General features: G+C 68.0%; 18 protein-coding genes. 10 read left to right on the forward strand and 8 right to left on the reverse strand.

The window, feature by feature from the left end; translation table 11 throughout:
- Positions 1-212 precede the first annotated feature (212 nt).
- A complete protein-coding gene (locus tag P3102_RS06115; RefSeq protein WP_276367251.1) occupies positions 213-1,154 on the forward strand; it encodes a hypothetical protein in 942 nt (313 codons plus the stop codon).
- On the opposite strand, the gene P3102_RS06120 is transcribed toward P3102_RS06115, so the two are convergent.
- The gene (locus tag P3102_RS06120; protein ID WP_276367253.1) at positions 1,138-2,562 is read right to left on the reverse strand and encodes a glycoside hydrolase family 76 protein; all 1,425 of its coding nucleotides are present in this window, start codon (positions 2,560-2,562) and stop codon (positions 1,138-1,140) included. The genes P3102_RS06115 and P3102_RS06120 overlap by 17 nt on opposite strands.
- A 136-nt stretch (positions 2,563-2,698) precedes the next feature.
- Here P3102_RS06120 and P3102_RS06125 point away from each other — a divergent pair, with 136 nt between their 5' ends.
- Together P3102_RS06125 and P3102_RS06130 are read left to right on the forward strand one after the other, a co-directional pair.
- Entirely contained in the window at positions 2,699-3,772 is a 1,074-nt protein-coding gene (locus tag P3102_RS06125) for an LLM class flavin-dependent oxidoreductase (protein WP_276367254.1), read from the forward strand.
- On the forward strand, positions 3,769-4,368 hold the full coding sequence (locus tag P3102_RS06130; RefSeq protein ID WP_276367256.1) for an FMN reductase: 600 nt from the start codon (positions 3,769-3,771) through the stop codon (positions 4,366-4,368). Before P3102_RS06125 ends, P3102_RS06130 begins: the two co-directional genes overlap by 4 nt.
- Positions 4,369-4,983: 615 nt before the next feature.
- On the opposite strand, the gene P3102_RS06135 is transcribed toward P3102_RS06130, so the two are convergent.
- A complete protein-coding gene (locus P3102_RS06135) occupies positions 4,984-5,262 on the reverse strand; it encodes a YciI family protein (RefSeq protein WP_276367257.1) in 279 nt (92 codons plus the stop codon).
- Positions 5,263-5,474: 212 nt separating this feature from the next.
- On the opposite strand from P3102_RS06135, the gene P3102_RS06140 reads away from it, so the two are divergent.
- From P3102_RS06140 to P3102_RS06150, 3 genes are read left to right on the forward strand one after another with little or no spacing between them, the layout of a single operon-like run.
- A complete protein-coding gene (locus P3102_RS06140) occupies positions 5,475-5,888 on the forward strand; it encodes a PGPGW domain-containing protein (protein ID WP_276367258.1) in 414 nt (137 codons plus the stop codon).
- Between the two features lie 29 nt (positions 5,889-5,917).
- Positions 5,918-6,691, forward strand: coding sequence for a TetR family transcriptional regulator (locus P3102_RS06145; RefSeq protein ID WP_276367260.1), 774 nt, complete (start codon positions 5,918-5,920; stop codon positions 6,689-6,691).
- On the forward strand, positions 6,688-7,545 hold the full coding sequence (locus P3102_RS06150; RefSeq protein ID WP_276367261.1) for an oxidoreductase: 858 nt from the start codon (positions 6,688-6,690) through the stop codon (positions 7,543-7,545). Before P3102_RS06145 ends, P3102_RS06150 begins: the two co-directional genes overlap by 4 nt.
- Before the next feature lie 59 nt (positions 7,546-7,604).
- Here P3102_RS06150 and P3102_RS06155 read toward each other — a convergent pair whose 3' ends face one another.
- Both P3102_RS06155 and P3102_RS06160 read right to left on the reverse strand, forming a co-directional pair.
- The gene (locus P3102_RS06155; RefSeq protein WP_276367263.1) at positions 7,605-8,429 is read right to left on the reverse strand and encodes an ABC transporter permease; all 825 of its coding nucleotides are present in this window, start codon (positions 8,427-8,429) and stop codon (positions 7,605-7,607) included.
- On the reverse strand, positions 8,419-9,333 hold the full coding sequence (locus P3102_RS06160) for an ATP-binding cassette domain-containing protein (protein ID WP_276367264.1): 915 nt from the start codon (positions 9,331-9,333) through the stop codon (positions 8,419-8,421). The genes P3102_RS06155 and P3102_RS06160 overlap by 11 nt, the downstream gene beginning before the upstream one ends.
- A 155-nt stretch (positions 9,334-9,488) precedes the next feature.
- On the opposite strand from P3102_RS06160, the gene P3102_RS06165 reads away from it, so the two are divergent.
- Entirely contained in the window at positions 9,489-9,947 is a 459-nt protein-coding gene (locus P3102_RS06165; RefSeq protein ID WP_276367266.1) for a hypothetical protein, read from the forward strand.
- A 43-nt stretch (positions 9,948-9,990) separates the two neighbouring features.
- On the opposite strand, the gene P3102_RS06170 is transcribed toward P3102_RS06165, so the two are convergent.
- On the reverse strand, positions 9,991-10,419 hold the full coding sequence (locus tag P3102_RS06170) for a hypothetical protein (protein WP_276367267.1): 429 nt from the start codon (positions 10,417-10,419) through the stop codon (positions 9,991-9,993).
- Complete coding sequence (locus tag P3102_RS06175) at positions 10,358-10,969, reverse strand: hypothetical protein (protein WP_276371007.1); 612 nt, start codon at positions 10,967-10,969, stop codon at positions 10,358-10,360. The genes P3102_RS06170 and P3102_RS06175 overlap by 62 nt, the downstream gene beginning before the upstream one ends.
- Positions 10,970-11,612: 643 nt before the next feature.
- Between P3102_RS06175 and P3102_RS06180 the strand changes: the two genes are divergently transcribed.
- From P3102_RS06180 to ligD, 3 genes are all read left to right on the forward strand, one after another.
- Complete coding sequence (locus P3102_RS06180) at positions 11,613-14,225, forward strand: CHAT domain-containing protein (RefSeq protein WP_276367269.1); 2,613 nt, start codon at positions 11,613-11,615, stop codon at positions 14,223-14,225.
- Positions 14,226-14,458: 233 nt separating this feature from the next.
- Complete coding sequence (locus P3102_RS06185; RefSeq protein WP_276367270.1) at positions 14,459-14,974, forward strand: lytic polysaccharide monooxygenase auxiliary activity family 9 protein; 516 nt, start codon at positions 14,459-14,461, stop codon at positions 14,972-14,974.
- Between the two features lie 75 nt (positions 14,975-15,049).
- A complete protein-coding gene (ligD, locus tag P3102_RS06190) occupies positions 15,050-15,997 on the forward strand; it encodes a non-homologous end-joining DNA ligase (RefSeq protein ID WP_276367272.1) in 948 nt (315 codons plus the stop codon).
- Between the two features lie 198 nt (positions 15,998-16,195).
- Here ligD and P3102_RS06195 read toward each other — a convergent pair whose 3' ends face one another.
- Both P3102_RS06195 and P3102_RS06200 read right to left on the reverse strand, forming a co-directional pair.
- A complete protein-coding gene (locus tag P3102_RS06195) occupies positions 16,196-16,822 on the reverse strand; it encodes an AAA family ATPase (RefSeq protein WP_276367273.1) in 627 nt (208 codons plus the stop codon).
- Positions 16,823-16,877: 55 nt separating this feature from the next.
- The gene (locus P3102_RS06200; protein ID WP_276367275.1) at positions 16,878-17,543 is read right to left on the reverse strand and encodes a DUF998 domain-containing protein; all 666 of its coding nucleotides are present in this window, start codon (positions 17,541-17,543) and stop codon (positions 16,878-16,880) included.
- Positions 17,544-17,558 lie beyond the last annotated feature (15 nt).

The raw sequence follows: 17,558 nt of genomic DNA on the forward strand, positions 1-17,558 counted from the left end.
TCATGGCTCGCGAACTAGCTCGTGGAGGTGGTGTTCAACGCGACACCGTACTGGAGGATATCCGCCCCCTCCGACAGCTTCGGCCTCCCGAGCCTCCGGTGTGGCGGATCACGCCGTCCCGGTGGCCGGGTCACGGGTGGGGAAAGCAACTTCCTCACGGTACGGATGAGGCGTTATCGTTCCCGGTGTCACAGGGTGACGGGGGGAAGAAGGTGACCGTCGGAGTCGGTCCCACACGCGTCTCGACCGCACAACGCGTCGTGAGTCTCTGGTATTTCGTGGTGGTCGTCGGGTCGTTCGGCATGCTCGCGGTGATCCCGGTCGCGCACGCCGCGATCCGGTTGCGGCGCGGGGTGCTCTGGTTGTTCGTGCTGGGCTACGGCGGTGTCGCCGTCGGGATGACGTTCCTGCTCGAACGGGCGGCGGCGGAGGGCGAGTCGGCGGCGATGCTGTCGTTCGCCTGGCTCTTCGGCACGATCCTCTTCGTCACCGTGGCCTGTGTCCACCTCGCCCTGCTGCGGACGAAGATCCTCTACCCGCCGCAGACGGCGTGGGTCGAGTCCGGCATGCACTGCGGGTTGTTCTCCATCGACATCGCCGGCTTCGGCCAGGTCGGGCGCAGCAGCGAGATCTTCGTGCGAGTCCGGAAGATGCTCTTCGGCCTGCTGGCCGAAGCCTTCGAAGCCAGCGGCATCGCCTGGGACGCCTGCCTGAAGCGCGACACCGGCGACGGCATGATCGTCGTGGTCCCGCCGCATTTCCCGAAGTTCCGCCTGGTGTACCCGCTGGTTTCCCGGCTGACCGCGGAACTGGCCAAATACAACGTGGTCACCGAGGCCGGCCTGCGGATCCGGGTGCGGGTGGCCATCCACGCCGGCGAGATCGCGCTCGACGAGTACGGCGTGACGGGACGGCCGAAGGTGCTGCTCGCCCGGCTCCTCGATTCGCGGGTGCTGCGCGACGCGCTCGCCGCGGCGCCGGACGAGTCACCCGTGGTGGTGCTCGTCTCGGACCGGTTCCACGAGGACGTCCAGGACCAGGGCGGCCCCGGTCTCGACACGATGAGTTACCGGCAGGTGCTCGTGCACGAGAAGGAGACCGAGGTCCGCGCCTGGCTGCACGTCCCGGAACCGGTGCTCAGAGGGCTGCCGTGAGGACCTCCAGCGCACTGTGCTGACGGGCGGCGTCGATCCTGTCGACCGGCCCCGACCAGTGCAGCCCGTGCTGATCGAGCGACGTGCGGTTGTTCGCGGTCGTCGCGTTCGCTTGACGGGTCAGGTAAGCGCGGTACGGCCTGTCCGTCAGCGCCCGGTCCAGCTCACCGAGCCCCCTGACGTACGCGCCCTTGAACGACGGCCCGTCGGCACCGCAGTCGCCGGACTCGCACGGGTCGCGCAGGATCCCGTTCGTGTGCAGCAGTGCCGTCGTGGTGGAGGCGTCCGCGAGCCGCCGGGCCGTGGTGAGCAGGGCGGCGTCGCCGGTCGCGCGGTTCAGTTCGACCAGCGCGCCGAGGACGATTCCCTGGTTGTAACTCCAGACGGCCTGGCCGTTGTTGGCGCAGGAGGAGTTCAGCCCGTCGTTGACCAGGGCGCCGCCGTTGATCATGCCGCTCGCGCGGAACCAGTCCCAGACCTCGCGTGCCCGCCCGAGCTGGACGGTGTCTCCGGGAAGCCGGTTGTGCAGTGACGCGGCCACTTTCACGTACAGCTCGTTGGTGACGGCGTTCTTGTACGTCTTCGCCGTCGACCACCAGAGGCCACCGCCGCAGGTCCCGTCGCGGTAGGAGTACATGTAGTTCGCCGCGACGACCGCGGTGTCGAGGTAGCGGCGGTCCTTGGTGAGGTCGTAGGCGCGGATCCAGGCGAGCGCCCACCAGCCGGTGTCGTCGATGTACTCGTTCGTGAAGTTGCCGCCGCGGTTGCGGTCGAAGGTGTTGCCGATGGCGTAGCGGTAGTTCGGCGAACCGGTTCGGCCGCTGTAGTCGAGGATCGCGGTGAGCGCGTTCGCCGAATTCCACCAGCCCGTGGTCTGCCAGAGCCCCGTGCCGTTGTCGTAGAACTGCATGAGCGCCGTCGCCGCGGCCTCGGCGCGGTCGTTCGCGGCGACCGTGGTGCGAAACCACGACGTGCAGGCGATTTCCGGCCGGTTGCCTGCTTTTCCGCAGGCACGCAAGGCGCCGAAACGATGGGTGGCTGGGTCGTCGACGTTGAACATCAGCGTTCGCCAGCCGCGTTGGCCGGCAGGGATCTTCGTGTCACCGATCCGGCTGTCGCCCGCCCAGGTGCGGCCGCCGTCGAAGGAACGGTCGAGCCAGACCTCGTCGCCGGGGTCACCGCCGGTGATACCGCCCCAGCCCATGTCGTCGCCGTCGGAGAGATGCAGCGTGATGGCCCGGCCCCACACCGTCGCCGTGCCGGGTCTTCTTTCACCGACGGCCAACGCTGGGTCGCGACTGTCGCAGTACTTGGCGCAGATCGTCGCCGCGACGGTGGGTTCGGGAGGGGGCGTGGCCGGCGTGAGAACCGATGTCAACGTTGTCACAAGCAGAGAGGTGATCCACATGGGTTCGAGTGTGAGTGCGGCCACTATCGCGGACGATCAAGTCACTCGTTCGGCTCGCGTCGATGGTCTGGAATACTTCTTGCGCGCGTAAGGTTGAACGCTCAAGCAACGTAAACCCCGGCCCAGGGAGCAGGTCATGCAGTTCGGAATCTTCACGGTGGGCGATGTGACGACCGACCCGACCACCGGGGAGGCGCCCAGCGAGTACGAGCGGATCAAGGCGATGGTGCGCATCGCGCTCAAGGCCGAAGAAGTCGGCCTCGACGTCTTCGCGACCGGCGAACACCACAACCTGCCCTTCGTGCCGTCTTCGCCGACGACGATGCTCGGCTACATCGCCGCGCGGACGTCGAAGATCATCCTTTCCACTTCGACCACGCTGATCACCACGAACGACCCGGTGAAGATCGCCGAGGACTTCGCGATGCTCCAGCACCTCGCCGACGGCCGCGTGGACCTGATGATGGGCCGCGGCAACACCGGCCCGGTGTATCCGTGGTTCGGGCAGGACATCCGCCAGGGCATTCCGCTGGCCATCGAGAACTACCACCTGCTGCACCGGTTGTGGCGCGAGGACGTGGTCAGCTGGTCCGGCAAGTTCCGGACGCCGCTGCAGGAGTTCACCTCCACCCCGCGGCCGCTCGACGGTGTGCCGCCGTTCGTGTGGCACGGCTCGATCCGCAGCCCGGAGATCGCGGAACAGGCCGCCTATTACGGTGACGGGTTCTTCGCGAACCACATCTTCTGGCCCAAGGAGCACTTCCAGTCGTTGATCGGCCTGTACCGCGAGCGGTACGAGCACTACGGGCACGGCAAGGCGGACCAGGCCATCGTCGGTCTCGGCGGCCAGGTGTTCCTGCGGCCGAGGTCGCAGGACGCGGTGCGGGAGTTCCGGCCGTACTTCGACAACGCGCCGGTGTACGGGCACGGGCCGTCGCTGGAGGAGTTCACCGAGCAGACACCGCTGACCGTCGGCAGCCCGCAAGAGGTGATCGACAAGACGCTGACCTTCCGCGAGCACTTCGGCGACTACCAGCGTCAACTGTTCCTGATGGACCACGCCGGACTGCCGCTGAAGACCGTGCTGGAGCAGCTCGATCTACTCGGCGAGCACGTGATCCCGGTGTTGCGCAAGGAACTCGACTCGCTTCGCCCGGCGCACGTGCCCGAGGCTCCCACGCACGCTTCTCGTTCGGGGGTCTTGGCATGACGACGATCGCTGTCGTGACCGCGGGCTTGAGCCGGCCGTCCTCGACGCGGCTGCTCGCCGACAAGCTCGCCGCGGCGGTCTCCTCCGCGCTGCCGGACGTGGAGATCGAAGTGATCGAACTGCGCGACCTGGCCATCGACGTCACGAAGAACATGCTGACCGGATTCCCCTCCCCGGCCCTGCGCGCGGCCATCGACACGGTGACCGCCGCGGACGGCCTGATCGCCGTGACGCCGGTGTTCACCGCGTCGTACAGCGGGCTGTTCAAATCGTTCTTCGACGTGCTGGACCAGAAAGCACTCGACGGCAAACCGGTGCTGATCGGCGCCACCGGGGGAACCGAACGGCACTCGCTCGTGCTCGACTTCGCACTGCGTCCGCTCTTCGCCTACCTCCGCGCCGAGCCTGTCGCGACGGCGGTGTACGCGGCTTCGTCGGACTGGGCGTCTCCAGGGAATCTCGACACGCGGGCTTCGCGGGCGGGGCGGGAGTTCGCCTCGCGGTTGTCCTCGGCGGGGACGGCCGCGGCGGGGACGGCCGCGGTGCCGGACGACGGGTTCGTGCCGTTCGAGCAGCTGCTGCGCGCGGGGGAGTGAGCAAGGGACCTTTGCTGTCGCCGGTGAGCGCTGGGGCTGATCGCAGGTCTGTGGCGGCCTCCTTTTCTACGCTGAAGGCATGGAAGGAGGCCTTCGCGTACTTCGGCAAAGTGAGGATGGGGTTCGCCGGTGCGCCTGGGGCGACCGTGGAGTACATGAAGGCCCCCTTCCTTGCGTCTAGCGCAAGGAAGGGGGCCTTCATGTACTCCAGCGAGAGAGAACCACGGCGGCGGCATAGCGGACACTGGGATCACTTGTGGACTGTGAGGTCGCGCCAGGCCCTGCGGCGATTCGCGCCTGCCTCCGACTTCCGTACGCCAAGATTGCGCCTCTCGATAACCCGAACCGCTCGCGACCCCCGCGCGAAACGCTCAAATCGGGCGCCAATACTCGTTTCGAAGTCCCCTGTGGACAGTCAACGGTGGCCTGAGTTTTCGGCGAGTTTGTTTACGCATCCAGTGCGCCCGACCCCGCGCAAACTGTACATGTGCTCGGCGATCGGCCCGCCAGAGAACGTCCTCAAGGGACAGTCGGCCCGATGGCGGCCAAGTTCGCGCCGCGAGAGCCCCTTGCCTCGGTGCCCGCGTCCACCCTCGCCCCGCACGGGGACGGAACTCAGGGGGTAGGCCAGATCGGCCGGATTTCGATGGTCGCGAACCTCGTGACCGGATGCGTCGACACGATCTCGATCGCCTCGTCGAGATCGGCGCACTCGATCAGGTCGTAGCCGAGGATCTGTTCCTTCGTCTTTGCGAAGGGCCCATCCGAGACGAGCAGGTCGCCGTCGCGGTGGCGCACGGTGGTCGCGGTGGCCGCCGACCGGAGCCTGCTGCCGGACAACCGCACCCCGCGAGCGGTCATCTCGTCGACCCACGCCTGCGTCTTTTCGTCCATCGGCTCGGCGCAGTCGTCGCGCCCGGGAACGGGGTCCCGCAGATCAGCGACAGGTAGCGCATCAGTCCTCCATCTCCAGGTGGTTCATCACCCCGACGAACGGTTTCGCGCGAAACAGACGGCTCCCGCGAAGGTACTCGTGCTCGGCCGGACCAGCGCGTTCCCCGTCGGACCGGCACAATCGACGGAAAGGCGACGGCGAGGAGACGACGGTGGGCATCGGAAAACCCGTGAAGCAGGTTCTGATCCTGATCGCGGGCGGCATTCTTCTGCTGGTCGGTATCGCGCTCCTCGTGCTGCCAGGGCCGGGACTGCTCCTGGTGCTCGCGGGCCTGCTCGTGCTGGCCTCGGAGTTCCCCGCGGTGGAGAAGTACGTCGATCCGATCCGCGACCGGGCGATGAAGGCGGCCGAAGACAGTGTTTCGTCTCCGCTGCGGATCGCGGGTTCGGTGCTGGCCGGGCTGGGTCTGCTGGCCGCGGGGATCGTCTGGGGCGTCGTTCCCGGACTGCCGCTGGGCGGCTGGAGCACCGGTTCGAGCCTGATCCTGTCCGGGCTCATCCTGTTCGCGTTGCTGATCTGGAGCTACAAGCGGGTGCAGGCCCGGAGGTCCGCGAACGCCGAGTAACAGCCGGGTGGTCTGGTACCGTGCGGCGCGTGGCCCCCGACTTCCAGCGTGCGCGGCGGCCGGAACAGGTGGAGGCCCGGCGCGCGGCGATCCTCGGGGTGGCGCGCGAACTGCTGGCCGAGCGGCCCGTGTCCCGGATCAGTCTGCGGGAACTGAGCGACCGGGTCGGCTTGGCGAAATCGAACGTGCTGCGGTACTTCGACAGCCGCGAGGCGATCTTCCTGGAAGTCCTCGACTCGATCTGGGTCGTCTGGCTCGACGAGCTCGAAAGCGAACTGGACACCCCTGACGTCGCGAAGCCTGGGTACGAGCGCGAAGTGCGCGTCGCGACCGTCATCGCGAAGTCGCTCTCGCAACAGCGCCTGCTGTGCGAGCTGATCAGCACGATGGCCGCCGTGCTCGAACGCAACATCTCCGTGGAGACCGCCAGGGCGTTCAAGACCCGGGCGGGTGAACGGACCGAACGGCTCGCCGACGTCGTCCGCGACCGGGTCCCGTTAAACGCCGAAGCGGCCGGACACTTCGCGAAGACGGTCTTCATCCTGGTGGCGGGCCTGTGGCCGTACGCGAACCCTGGCGAGGCCGTGGCGACGGTCCTGGCCGAACGCGGAGCGCCCGCCGGCCACGACATGTTCGTCGCCGGGCTGATCGAAGGGCTGGCCAACCAGCTGGTCGGCCTCGCCGTTCGCGCGGGTCAGCGCTCCGAGCGACAGCAAAGGTCCCTTGCTCCCTTCCCGCACGCGCCGGACCGGCCGGACCTGCTTAAGGTGAGCGGAACCCACTCGCACAAGGAGCGACCATGAGCCCAGGCGGCACCCTCACCCTCGGCGATCTCACCGTGAGCCGGATGGGCTACGGCGCCATGCGGCTGTCCGGCCCCGGCATCTGGGGGCCGCCGAGCGACCGCGAGACCGCGATCGCCGTTCTCCGCGAAGCGGTCGAGCTGGGGGTGACCCATATCGACACCAGCGACTTCTACGGTCCGCACACGGTCAACGAGCTGATCCGCGAGGCGCTGCACCCGTATCCGGACGACCTGCACATCGTCACGAAGGTCGGCGCGAAGCGGACTCCGGACAAGGGCTGGCCTTCGGCGCTCTCGCGGGAGGAGCTGACCTCCGCGGTCCACGACAACCTGCGCAACCTCGGTGTCGACGTGCTCGACGTCGTCAACCTGCGGCTCGCGGGGGAGCACGGCGTCTTCCCGATCCCGGTCTCGATCACGGAGCCGTTCGAGGTGCTGGCCGAGTTGCGACAGCAGGGCCTGATCCGGCACCTCGGTCTGAGCCACGTGTCGGCGGAGCAGGTCAAGGAGGCTCGCGCCATCGCGCCGGTCGTCTGCGTGCAGAACGAGTACAACGTCGCGAACCGCGCCAACGACGGCCTGCTCGACGCCCTCGCGGCCATCAGCGTCCCGTTCGTGCCGTACTTCCCGCTCGGCGGGTTCACGCCGTTGCAGTCCGGGGTGCTCGACGACTGCGCCCGCCGGGTCGACGCGACGCCGATGCAGGTCGCGCTCGCGTGGCTGCTGCAACGGTCGCCGAACATCCTGGTGATTCCGGGTACGTCCTCGGTGCCGCACCTGCGGGAGAACGTCGCCGCCGCGAAGCTGGAACTGCCCGCGGACGTCGTCGCCGACCTCGACGCCCTCGCCTAGCGGCCAGTGAAGGCCTCCCGCACCTGCCTCAAGGTAGGGAAGGAGGCCTTCACCGACCTTCAGAGGACATCCCGGCGCCGCAGCAGCCAGCCACCGAGACCGGCGAAGACCACCAGGTAGCCGGCCACCACCGACGTCGCCTGGGAGACGCCGACGAGTTCCCCGATTCCCGGCGTCGCACCCGAAGCGCCGAGCGACGCGGCCAGCGAACCGGCGTTGGCGCCCGGCAACGCCAGCTGGAGCGTGCCGACCCAGTCCACCAGCGGGGCCGCGACGCCGAACAGCAGGTTCTGGACGATCAGCAGCCACACCAGGCCGAGTCCGATCGGCAGCGCCACCCCGCGCATCGCGATGGCGAGCGCCGCGCCGAGGGCCGCCCACGTCATCGCGATCAGCCAGCCCGCGCCGATCCCGATGACGATCTCCCCGAACGTGGGCCAGTTCATCGGCTCGCCCTCCGAAGAGGCGATGAGCGCGCTCGTGACCGCGCCGGTGGCGAAGCTCGTGAGCACGACGGTCAGCGACGCGACGGCCAGCGCGAACAACTTTCCACAGTAGACGGTCAACCGCGAAGGTCCCTGTGTCAGCACGGTCTTCCACGTGCTCCACCCGTATTCGGTGCCGACGGCCAGTACCCCGAGCACCAGCAGGATCGCCCCGAGGAACACCGGCAGCCCGCCGATCGCATTGCCGACCAGGTTCGACGGCGCCGTCGCGGCCAGCCCGCGATCCGTACCGGGCGCCCCGCTCGGCGACCCCGCCGCGCCCGCGAGCGGCAGCAGATAGGTGAAGGTCAGGCCGAGCACGACCGCGATCCCCAGCATGAACCAGTTCGCCGGACGCCGGACGAGCTTCACCAGCTCGGCGGTGCAGCTACCCCACATGATCCGCCACCTCTCCGGTGAGCTCGAAGAAGACCTGTTCCAGATCGCGTTCGCGGACGTGCAGTTCGCGTACCGCGATCCCTTCCGTGACGAGTTCGCGGTTCAGCCAGGAGGCGCGGTCCGGGGCCACGGTCAGATCGAGCCCGGTCCCGCTCACGCGTACGTTTTCCGCGCCGATCCAGCGCCGCACCAGATCGGCGGCACGCACGGTCTCGTCGGTCTCGATGTGCAGCACCGTGCCGCCGCGGAGTTCGGCCACCGTGTTCTCCGCGACCAGCCGTCCGTGCGACACGACCCCGACGCGGTCGCAGCTCTGCTGGACCTCGCCCAGCAGATGACTCGACAACAGCACGGTGCGGCCTTCGGCACCGAGCCGCCGGATCAGCACCCGCATGTCGGCCATCCCGCCCGGGTCCAGCCCGTTGGTCGGCTCGTCGAGGATCAGCAGCCGCGGATCCTTCAGCAGGGCCGCCGCGACACCCAGCCGCTGCTTCATCCCTAGGGAGTAGGCCGAGTACCGGTCCTTGGCGCGATCGGCGAGGCCGACCAGCTCGAGCACCTCGCCGACGCGAAGCGGATCCGTTCGGCTGTAACGGGCCAGCACTTTGAGATTGTCCGAACCGGACAGATACGGGTAGAAGCCGGGCGATTCGATCAAGGCCCCGACTCCACCGACCTCACTGACCTCGCCGCGCTCGCCGGGCGGCCTGCCGAACAGCCGCACACTGCCGGCGGTCGGCCGGACGAGGCCCAGCAGCATCCGCAACGTCGTCGTCTTGCCCGCGCCGTTCGGGCCGAGAAAGCCGTAGATCTCGCCGGGCAGGACGGTCAGTTTCATCCGGTCGACGGCGAGGTGCTCGCCGTACCGTTTCGTGAGTTCGTCGGTGTCCACGGGAAGGTTCATGGTGACGAATGGTGTCCCGTGGGTGGCCCCCGGCACATCCGTCCCCGGGCGGCATCCGGCGTACGTCACCGGACGTAGTGCGTGGCCGGAATCCTGTGACATCTGTCGAAAATCCCGGTACCGGACACCGGGGTGACGATCATAGGCTCGGCTTCGTGTCCAAAGTCTTCTTGATCCTGCACGTGCTCGCCGTCGTCGTCGCGGTCGGCCCGGTCACCGTCGCGGCGAGCATGTTCCCCGCCGCCGCACGGAAGGCTTTCGCCGAACCGGGTTCCGGACTGGCGGTGCCGCGCGTGCTGAACCGGATCTGCCGGGTCTACGCCGTCTTCGGGTTGGCGGTGCCGTTTTTCGGGCTGGCGACCGCGGGCAGCATGCGGGTCTTCGGCGACCTGTGGGTGATCGTGTCGATCGTGCTCACCGCCGCGGCCGCCGGCGTGCTGGCGTTGCTGGTTTTGCCGGGGCAGAACGCGATCCTCGCCACGCTGGCCGCCGAGCCGCCGTCGGAACCGCTCACGGCGGGGCGAGTGGCGATGTACACGGGGATGTTCAATCTGCTCTGGGCCGTGGTGACGGTGCTCATGATCGTGCGGCCCGGATCGACCACCGGCGCCTGATGGCTCCGGACCGTTTCCGGTCCGGAGCCATCGAGCTTTTCGCCTACGAGCTCAGCAATTGGTTGAAGAACGACCGATAGCGGCGCAGCGCGATCCGGAGGTCTTCGGTGGCCGGTTCCCCGTGGCTCCACGCGGATTCCAGTTCCTTCTTGTGGTCCGCGAAGGTCGTGGCGAGGTTTTGGATCACCACGGCGACGAGTTCGTCGGCCTCTTTGACCGCCCGCTGCGGATCGTCCACAAAGGCCGTCTGGATGCCTTGCCAGCTCTCGCGGAACTTGTCCACGTCGACGTTGTCGAACAACGTCTGCGCCTCGTCTTCGTGGGCCGGTTCGGCATCGGTGGCGCGGCCGGAATCAGTGGCCACCAGGTCCTCGGTGCTCAATGCCTGCCCGGTGTCGCCGTCTCGGCCGTCAGCGATCCGTTCCTCGTCGGGCCGTACCGTTCCCTCGGTTTCCAGTGGCCTGCTCTCCATGGCTTTCAGCTCCTTCGCCGGCGTCTGTCAACAGATCTTCGAACACTTCGCGGTAGTGCTTCATCGCTTCACGCATGTCCTCTGTGGACATTTCCGTTTCCCGATGGCGCTCAAGCGTGTCGTGCCCGGCACGGTAGTGCCGCAAGGCGTTCGCGTGCCGGACGGACAGATCGGCGACCTGCTGGTCGTATCCCTCGGTCGGGTAGCCGCGCTCGGCCATCAAGGAGACCAGTACCCGGTCCGCCTCGACGACGGCGCCGGACGGGCGGTCGACGAACTGTTCCTGGATCAGCGCCCATTCCTGTGCGTAGCGGTCCTTTGTGGACTGGGACAGCGGACGGATGTCGAGATCCGAATGGCGTTTCACCCGCGACGAGAGCTCACGTTCGGCTTCTCGCGGGCTTTCGTGTTCCTTGACGGCCCGGTCGTATTCGGGTCCGAACGTCTCCTGCAAACGACGCCTGCGTTGTCCCGCGATGACGAACCAAGCCACCGCTCCCAGCACCAGGATCGCGGCGATGACGATGATGATGACCAACCACGTTGGCATCGTTATCTCCTCCGGATATCTGCCGGTCAACCCCCGACGGGCTAGGGGTTCCCCCACGTTCTCGGCCGAAAACCCTTATGGCGCAAGAAATTTTGGATCTTAGGCCGGACGGCGCAACGGGCAACCGCCGATCAGCCGCCGTCCCGGAAGGTGGCGCAAGCCTTGTTGGGCCATTCGGCACAAGTCGTAAGGCCTGCTAACAAGGCGTCGCCCTTTTGGGTGCCGACGATGACTCAGTGTAGGTAAAAACTCCCGATCACTGCTCCGTTGTGGCATTATTGCCCCGTTCGCAGGAAGAGGGCCTGGGAACAGAGGGGGCCGCCGTAATGGGGCTGCTCTGGTACGGCAAAGGAAGATCATCAGGGGAGGAGATCGTCACATGTCGACGCCTACGGACGTCAGGGATCCCATCGGCGAGGAGGAACCGGTCGACCCGGCTCAGCCCACGCCCGACCAGGGAGGACACCGGCACACCGCGGATTGCGTGCATCAGAACCAGCGGGTCCGGGACTGTCCCGGTGGATGTGCTCAGACGCCGCCGCCCACTCCCTGAGCAGCACTCCTGGCTGAAGAGGTCGCCCGTCACCCGGCCTCGAACCGGTGACGGGCGACTCTCGGCTACGGACTGTGCTGTCATAGAACAGTGGCGGTAACAAAGCTCGATCAAGGCGAGGTCATTCGCAAGGCGCGCGAACTCCAGCGCGCCGGCATCGATGCCGCGTGTTCGGCCCGCCAACGCGAAGGCATTCTCCTGCTCCGGCGGGGTATGGCCTTACTCGATTCGATCCATCCGGTCGCCGAACGGATGCGGAACGACTGGCTGGCCACCCGAATCCGGCTGGCCTCCAGTATCGCGACCGTGGGCTGTGAGACCAGCGGAGGCGTGGCCTCCGGCCTCGCCGGCCTGGACGATGTCCGCCTGTTGCTCAAAGCGGTGGACGAGCCCCGTCTTCATGCGGAATTGCGCGGTCAGCTCGACCACAATTACGGACTTCTGCTCATGGCGGTGGGGCGGAACGAGGAAAGCACCGCGTATTTCGATTCCTCGCTGGCGCACAAAGAGGCCATCCTCGCCATGGAAAAGGATCCCGCGGCCTTGCTCGACCCGTATCTGGGCACGCTGACCACCCGGGGACTCGCCTACACCAGGCTCGGCGACATCCGCCGGGCCAGGCGAGACCTCGCCAGCGCCGTGGACCTCGCCGAACGGAACGGCCTGCGAGTGCAGGCCGCGGACGTCCGCCGTCCGCTGGGCACGCTGGAACTCCGGGTCGGGAACGTGCCCGCCGCGCTGCGGCTCTACGACGAAAGCGAGCGGATCTACCGATCGCTCGACCTGGACATCCCGCCGCTGCTGAGGTGGGAGCGCGCCGAAGCGTTGTTGACGGCGGGTCTCGCCGAGGAGGCCGGGGCCCATCTCGACGAGATTCTGCCGGTGATGCTGGAACAGCGGAGCATCACCCGGGATCTGGGTGGGGTGGAGTTGTTCCGCGCGTCCGCGGCGCTGATGACCGACGACCTGGAGCTCGCACGCACTTATGCCGCTTCGGCCCGGCGACGAACGCTGCGCTGGGGCTGTCAGACCTGTGTCGCCAACGCGACCATCGTCGGCCTCCGCGCCGACGTGCTGGACGCCTTGCGTACCAACGAGATCCCGCCCAGCCTGACCTCGCGCGCGTTACGCGCGGCGAACGGGATGCCGATGCCGCGGCTCGCCGACCAGGCGGCGCTGGCGCGGATGCTGGCCGTCCGGGTCGAGCTGCGGAAGGGAAGGCGCAAACGTGCCGCCGAGCTGCTCGAACGGATTCCGCGTCCGGGGCGGTTGACCTCCGTCGATTACCGGATGTTGCGCAGGCTTTGCCGGGCGGAACTCGCGGTGGCCGAGGGCGACAAGACCAGGGCGCTGGCGGAGATCCGGGCGGGGCTCACCGAACTCGACCGGGTGCGTGACCGGATGGGCGGCATCGAGCTGGTGTCCGGGACGGCGTTGCACGGCAGGGAACTGGCGGATCTGGCCGTCAAGATCGTGCTGGAGCGTGCCGACGCGGCCCGGCTGTTCAGCTGGACGGAACGGACGCGCGCGCAAAGTTACCGGTACGAACCAGTTGTGGCGAGCGACCCGGAACTCGCCGAACGGGTCGGTGAGGTGCGGGGGCTCGATCAGGCCATTCACCAAGCGCAGCACGACGGGCATCCGACGGCGGCGTTGCGCGCGAAACACGCCGAGCGGTTGCGTGAAGCGCATCGGCTCGGATGGCACACCGGGCGCTGGGGCAGGCCGCGGCCGATCGCGCGGCTCGCCGAGGTCGCCGACGAGCTGGGCGAGCGCGCGTTGGTGAGTTTCGCGTCCTCGGGGGACGACCTGGTGGCGATGGTCGTCGTCGAGGGGAGCTGCGAACTGGTGCGGCTCGGCTCGGCGGAGCGGGCGGCGGAATGCGCGCGGATGCTGAACGTCGACCTCGACGCCCTAGCCCCGGATCGGCTGCCCGCTCCACTGGTCCAGTCGGTGCTCGGTTCGGCACGGAAACAGGCCGAACGGCTCGACGTCCAGCTGATCCGGCCACTGGAGCACCTGCTCGGTGACCGTGGCCTGGTCGTCGTGCCGACCGGCCCGTTGTTCGCCGTCCCCTGGGGAGTACTGCCGGCGCTGCGGTCGCGGCCGATCGTCGTCGCCCCGTCGGCGACGGCGTGGCTGGGCGCGGAACGCTCGACGGTGTCGCGCGCGCGGAAGGTCGTTCTCGTCCGTGGTCCCGGCCTGGTCGGAACCAGGGGCGAACTCGACAAACTCGCCACGCATTACCGGACCGCGCACACCTTGGCCGGCTCCGACGCGACCGTGACGTCGGTGCTGCGCGCGCTGGACGGCGCGAAACTCGCGCACATCGCCGCGCACGGCGCGCACGAGCCCGAGAACGCCTTGTTCTCCCGGCTCGAACTGGCCGACGGGACGCTCTTCGCGCACGAGATGGCCGGACTCGCGCAGCCGCCGTCGCAAGTCGTCTTCGCGGCGTGCGAACTGGCGTTGAACCGGATCCGGCCCGGCGACGAGGTGCTCGGTTTCGCCAGCGCGTTGCTCGCGAGCGGTTCGCGGACGGTGATCGCGCCGTTGAGCCGAGTCGGTGACGAAGCCGCCGCGGCGGCGATGGACGATTACCACCGCGGCCTCGCCGAAGGGGCCGGACCGGCGACGGCCCTGGCGGACACCATCGCCGTTGACCCGTTCAGGCGACCGTTCGTCTGTTTGGGTGCGGGCTGATTCTCCGGCTTGACAACTCCTGTTCGATCTTCACCGCGCCAAGTGCCCGGTTGGTTACTCTTGACCAAGTCGTCTGAACCAATTATGGTCTAGACCACATCCGCCAGCTCGGCGCAGCGGCGGATGTGTCCCAAGCTTCAGTGGTTTTCGCCCTCCGTGGCCCAGGAACCTCGAGTCCGCGGACGTTCCCCGATCGGGCGAGCGGTGGGTGCAGAGATGGGAAAGGGGTAGGCATGAGCTTCAAACGACGGCTTTTGACCCTGGCGGCGGGTGCGGCGATGGTGCCGGCGGCGCTGGTCGCGATCCCGGCGGGCACCGCCAACGCGCACGGCTACGTTTCCTCGCCTGCGAGCAGGCAGGCGCAATGCGCCCAGAGCACAGTTTCCTGTGGCTCCATCAAATGGGAACCGCAAAGCGTCGAGGGCCCCAAGGGGCTCATGAGCTGTAATGGCGGTGTCGGCCGGTTCGCGGATCTCAACGACGACAGCAAGGGCTGGAAGGTGCATTCCCTCGGCCGTACCACCTCGTTCCGGTGGACGCTGACGGCTCGCCACCGCACCAGCACTTGGGAGTACTTCGTCGACGGGGCCAAGGTCGCCAGCTTCAACGACAACGGCGCGCAGCCGGGCGCCACGGTCACGCACAGCGTGAACCTGCAGCAGAGCGGGCGGCACAAGATCCTCGCCCGCTGGAACGTCTATGACACGGCGAACGCGTTCTACGCCTGCATCGACGCCAACATCAGCTAGGCATCGGGCTCGTGAGGGGTAGGGGCGGTCCGTCCGTCCTTACCTCTCACGAGGCTTTTGTGTCAGGCTCACCCCATGAGCGATGACGAACGCGACGGGGTCAAGCTGACCAATCTCGACCAGCCGTTGTTCGAGGGCGCGACGAAACGCGACCTGGTGGACTACCTGGACGCCGTCGCGGACCGCATTCTCCCGGTGCTGGAGAACCGGCCGCTTTCGGTGATCCGCATCCTGCGCGGCCAGGATCCGTTCATGCAGAAGAATCTGCCCAAATACACGCCCGAGTGGGTGAAGCGGTCCGCAATCTGGGCGGAGACTTCGAAACGGCAGGTGTCGTACGCCCTGTGCGACGACCGCCGCACACTGCTGTGGTTCGCGAACCAGCGCGCCGTCGAATATCACCCGACGCTGATGACCGCGGACGCCGATGCGGGCCCGACCCATCTGGTGCTGGACCTCGACCCGCCCGCCGGCGACGATTTCTCGCATGTCGTGAAGGCCGCGTGGCTGGTGCGCCAGGCCCTCGACGACTGCGGCCTCGCCGGAGCGGTGAAGACCAGTGGTGCCAAGGGTGTGCACATCTTCGTCCCGCTGACGCCGGGGCAAGGCTTCGAAGACGTCGCCGCCGCGACCCGTGCGCTCGCCGCTCGCGCGGAGCAGGTCGATCCCTCCCTCGCCACGACCGCGTACATCGTGGAAGACCGCGAGGGAAAGGTGTTCCTCGATTCGACGCGGGCGGGCGGTAACACGGTCGCCGCGGCGTACAGCCCGCGGCTGCGGCCGGGGCTGACGGTGTCGTTCCCGGTGGCCTGGGACGATCTCGAAAGCGTGGTCCCCGCCGATTTCACCGTCCACACGGCACCCGCTCTCCTGGCGGACAGGGATCCGTGGGCCGAGTCGATGCCCGCGCCGCGGACGCTGCCCGCGGATCTCGTCGAGCAGGGGCACACGATCCCCATCGCGCGAGTCGTGGCGATGCACGAAGGGAAACGCCGGGCGCGTTCGCGTGCCCGGAAGGACTGAAGGGAGGTCGGCCGGAATCGACCGCCTGATCGTCGTGCGGCAGAACCCGAACCGATCGCTCGGCGCGTCCGTATCCCGGTAAGAGGGCCTTCGCATCAGTGGAAAGGACCAACGACGATGCCGGTACGCATTCGCTGGACGCCGGTGACACCGCATCCGAACCGTCCCGGCCCCGTGGAGGAACCCGAGCCGGAACCGCTAGCCGGCGCGGACCGCGGGCACCGCGGGCCGCTCGACGCGGAGGAGCAGGACCTCACCTGAGCGTTGTCTCCCCGGTTCCTCCTCGGGGACGAACCGCAGTGCCCCGGTGACCTCGCGGGTCACCATCCGTGCGCTGCGCCAGCCTGCCGGGACCCAGCCGGCACGCAGTTCACGGCGTACTTTCTCGGCCCTGGTGACATGACGGGCGAACGAGTGGCGCCGGATGACCCGCCCGCGCGCGACCTGACCCGCACGGGCGACCTCCGGGTCGACGTCGAGCCACAGCAACCGGACGGGCCGCCGGCTCAGCAGGCCGAGCAGGGCCAGCAGCCCGCGGGTGGTCGCGCGGGTCGACGGTTCGTGCACGACGAGCGGACCGCCGTCCGCCAGCGCGAACCGGACGACCCGCGCCCGATGCCACAGGTGGACCAGCGGCCGGTAGCACCGGTACGGCAGCGCGGCGGGCAGCCGTTCGCGCAGCCGCGCGCGGACCTGATCGGAATCGAGCACCGGTATCGCGCCGGTCGCCGCCCTGGACAGCAGGGTGCTCTTGCCCGCCCCGGGAATCCCGGCGACCACGAGCAGATCACGGCGGCCGAGCGGGAATGCGATGCGATCGGTCATAAGGCCTCAACGACCCGGCCGAGGGCAAAGGTTCCGCTACCTCGATCGGCACAGGTCAGGCCGTCACTCGCGTCCCGGGTACGACCGCCTTGTCCGGCAGCAGCGTCCCGCCCTTGGTGAGCCACGCCACGCCGAACGCGAGGATCGCCAGCGACTCCAGCCACAGCGCCGGGTGCAAGGACCGCGTCTCCGCGTCGAAGACGAGACCGCAGAGCACGATCAGTACCAGGCACACCAGCATGATCACGCCCGAGGCGACGTAGAGCCGGTTCCGTTCGGGTTTGCGGGCACCGGGGATCTCCTTGTCCGACTTGGTGAACAGCACGATGCAGAAGAACGCCAAGGTGAGAAAGAAGAGCGCGGCGAAACCGAGGTGCAGCAGACCGACGATCTCGTCCGTGCGGTCCCCGTTCGACGGTGTGGTGGGAAACAGCGCCACCCCGACCGCGGCCACCGCCGCGATGTTCCCGGCGATGTCGTCGACACGACCGTAACCCCGATAGGACAACAGGAAGACGCCGATGGCGCACAGGACACCGACCCAGATGTCGCGCATTCCCGAGTAGTAGTAACCGCTGATCGAGGTGAGCAGCCCGCCGCCGTCGACGACCAGCTTCCCGAAGATCAGCACGAAGGGCAGCCCGATCCCGAGGAGCCCGATGGCACGCCGCAGGAACAGGTAGTTGTGGACGAGGTTGTCGGACGCCGTTCGCGCGCTCATGGTCGCCTCCGTGCT

The organism is Amycolatopsis sp. QT-25, from assembly GCF_029369745.1.
Classification (GTDB): Bacteria; Actinomycetota; Actinomycetes; order Mycobacteriales; family Pseudonocardiaceae; genus Amycolatopsis.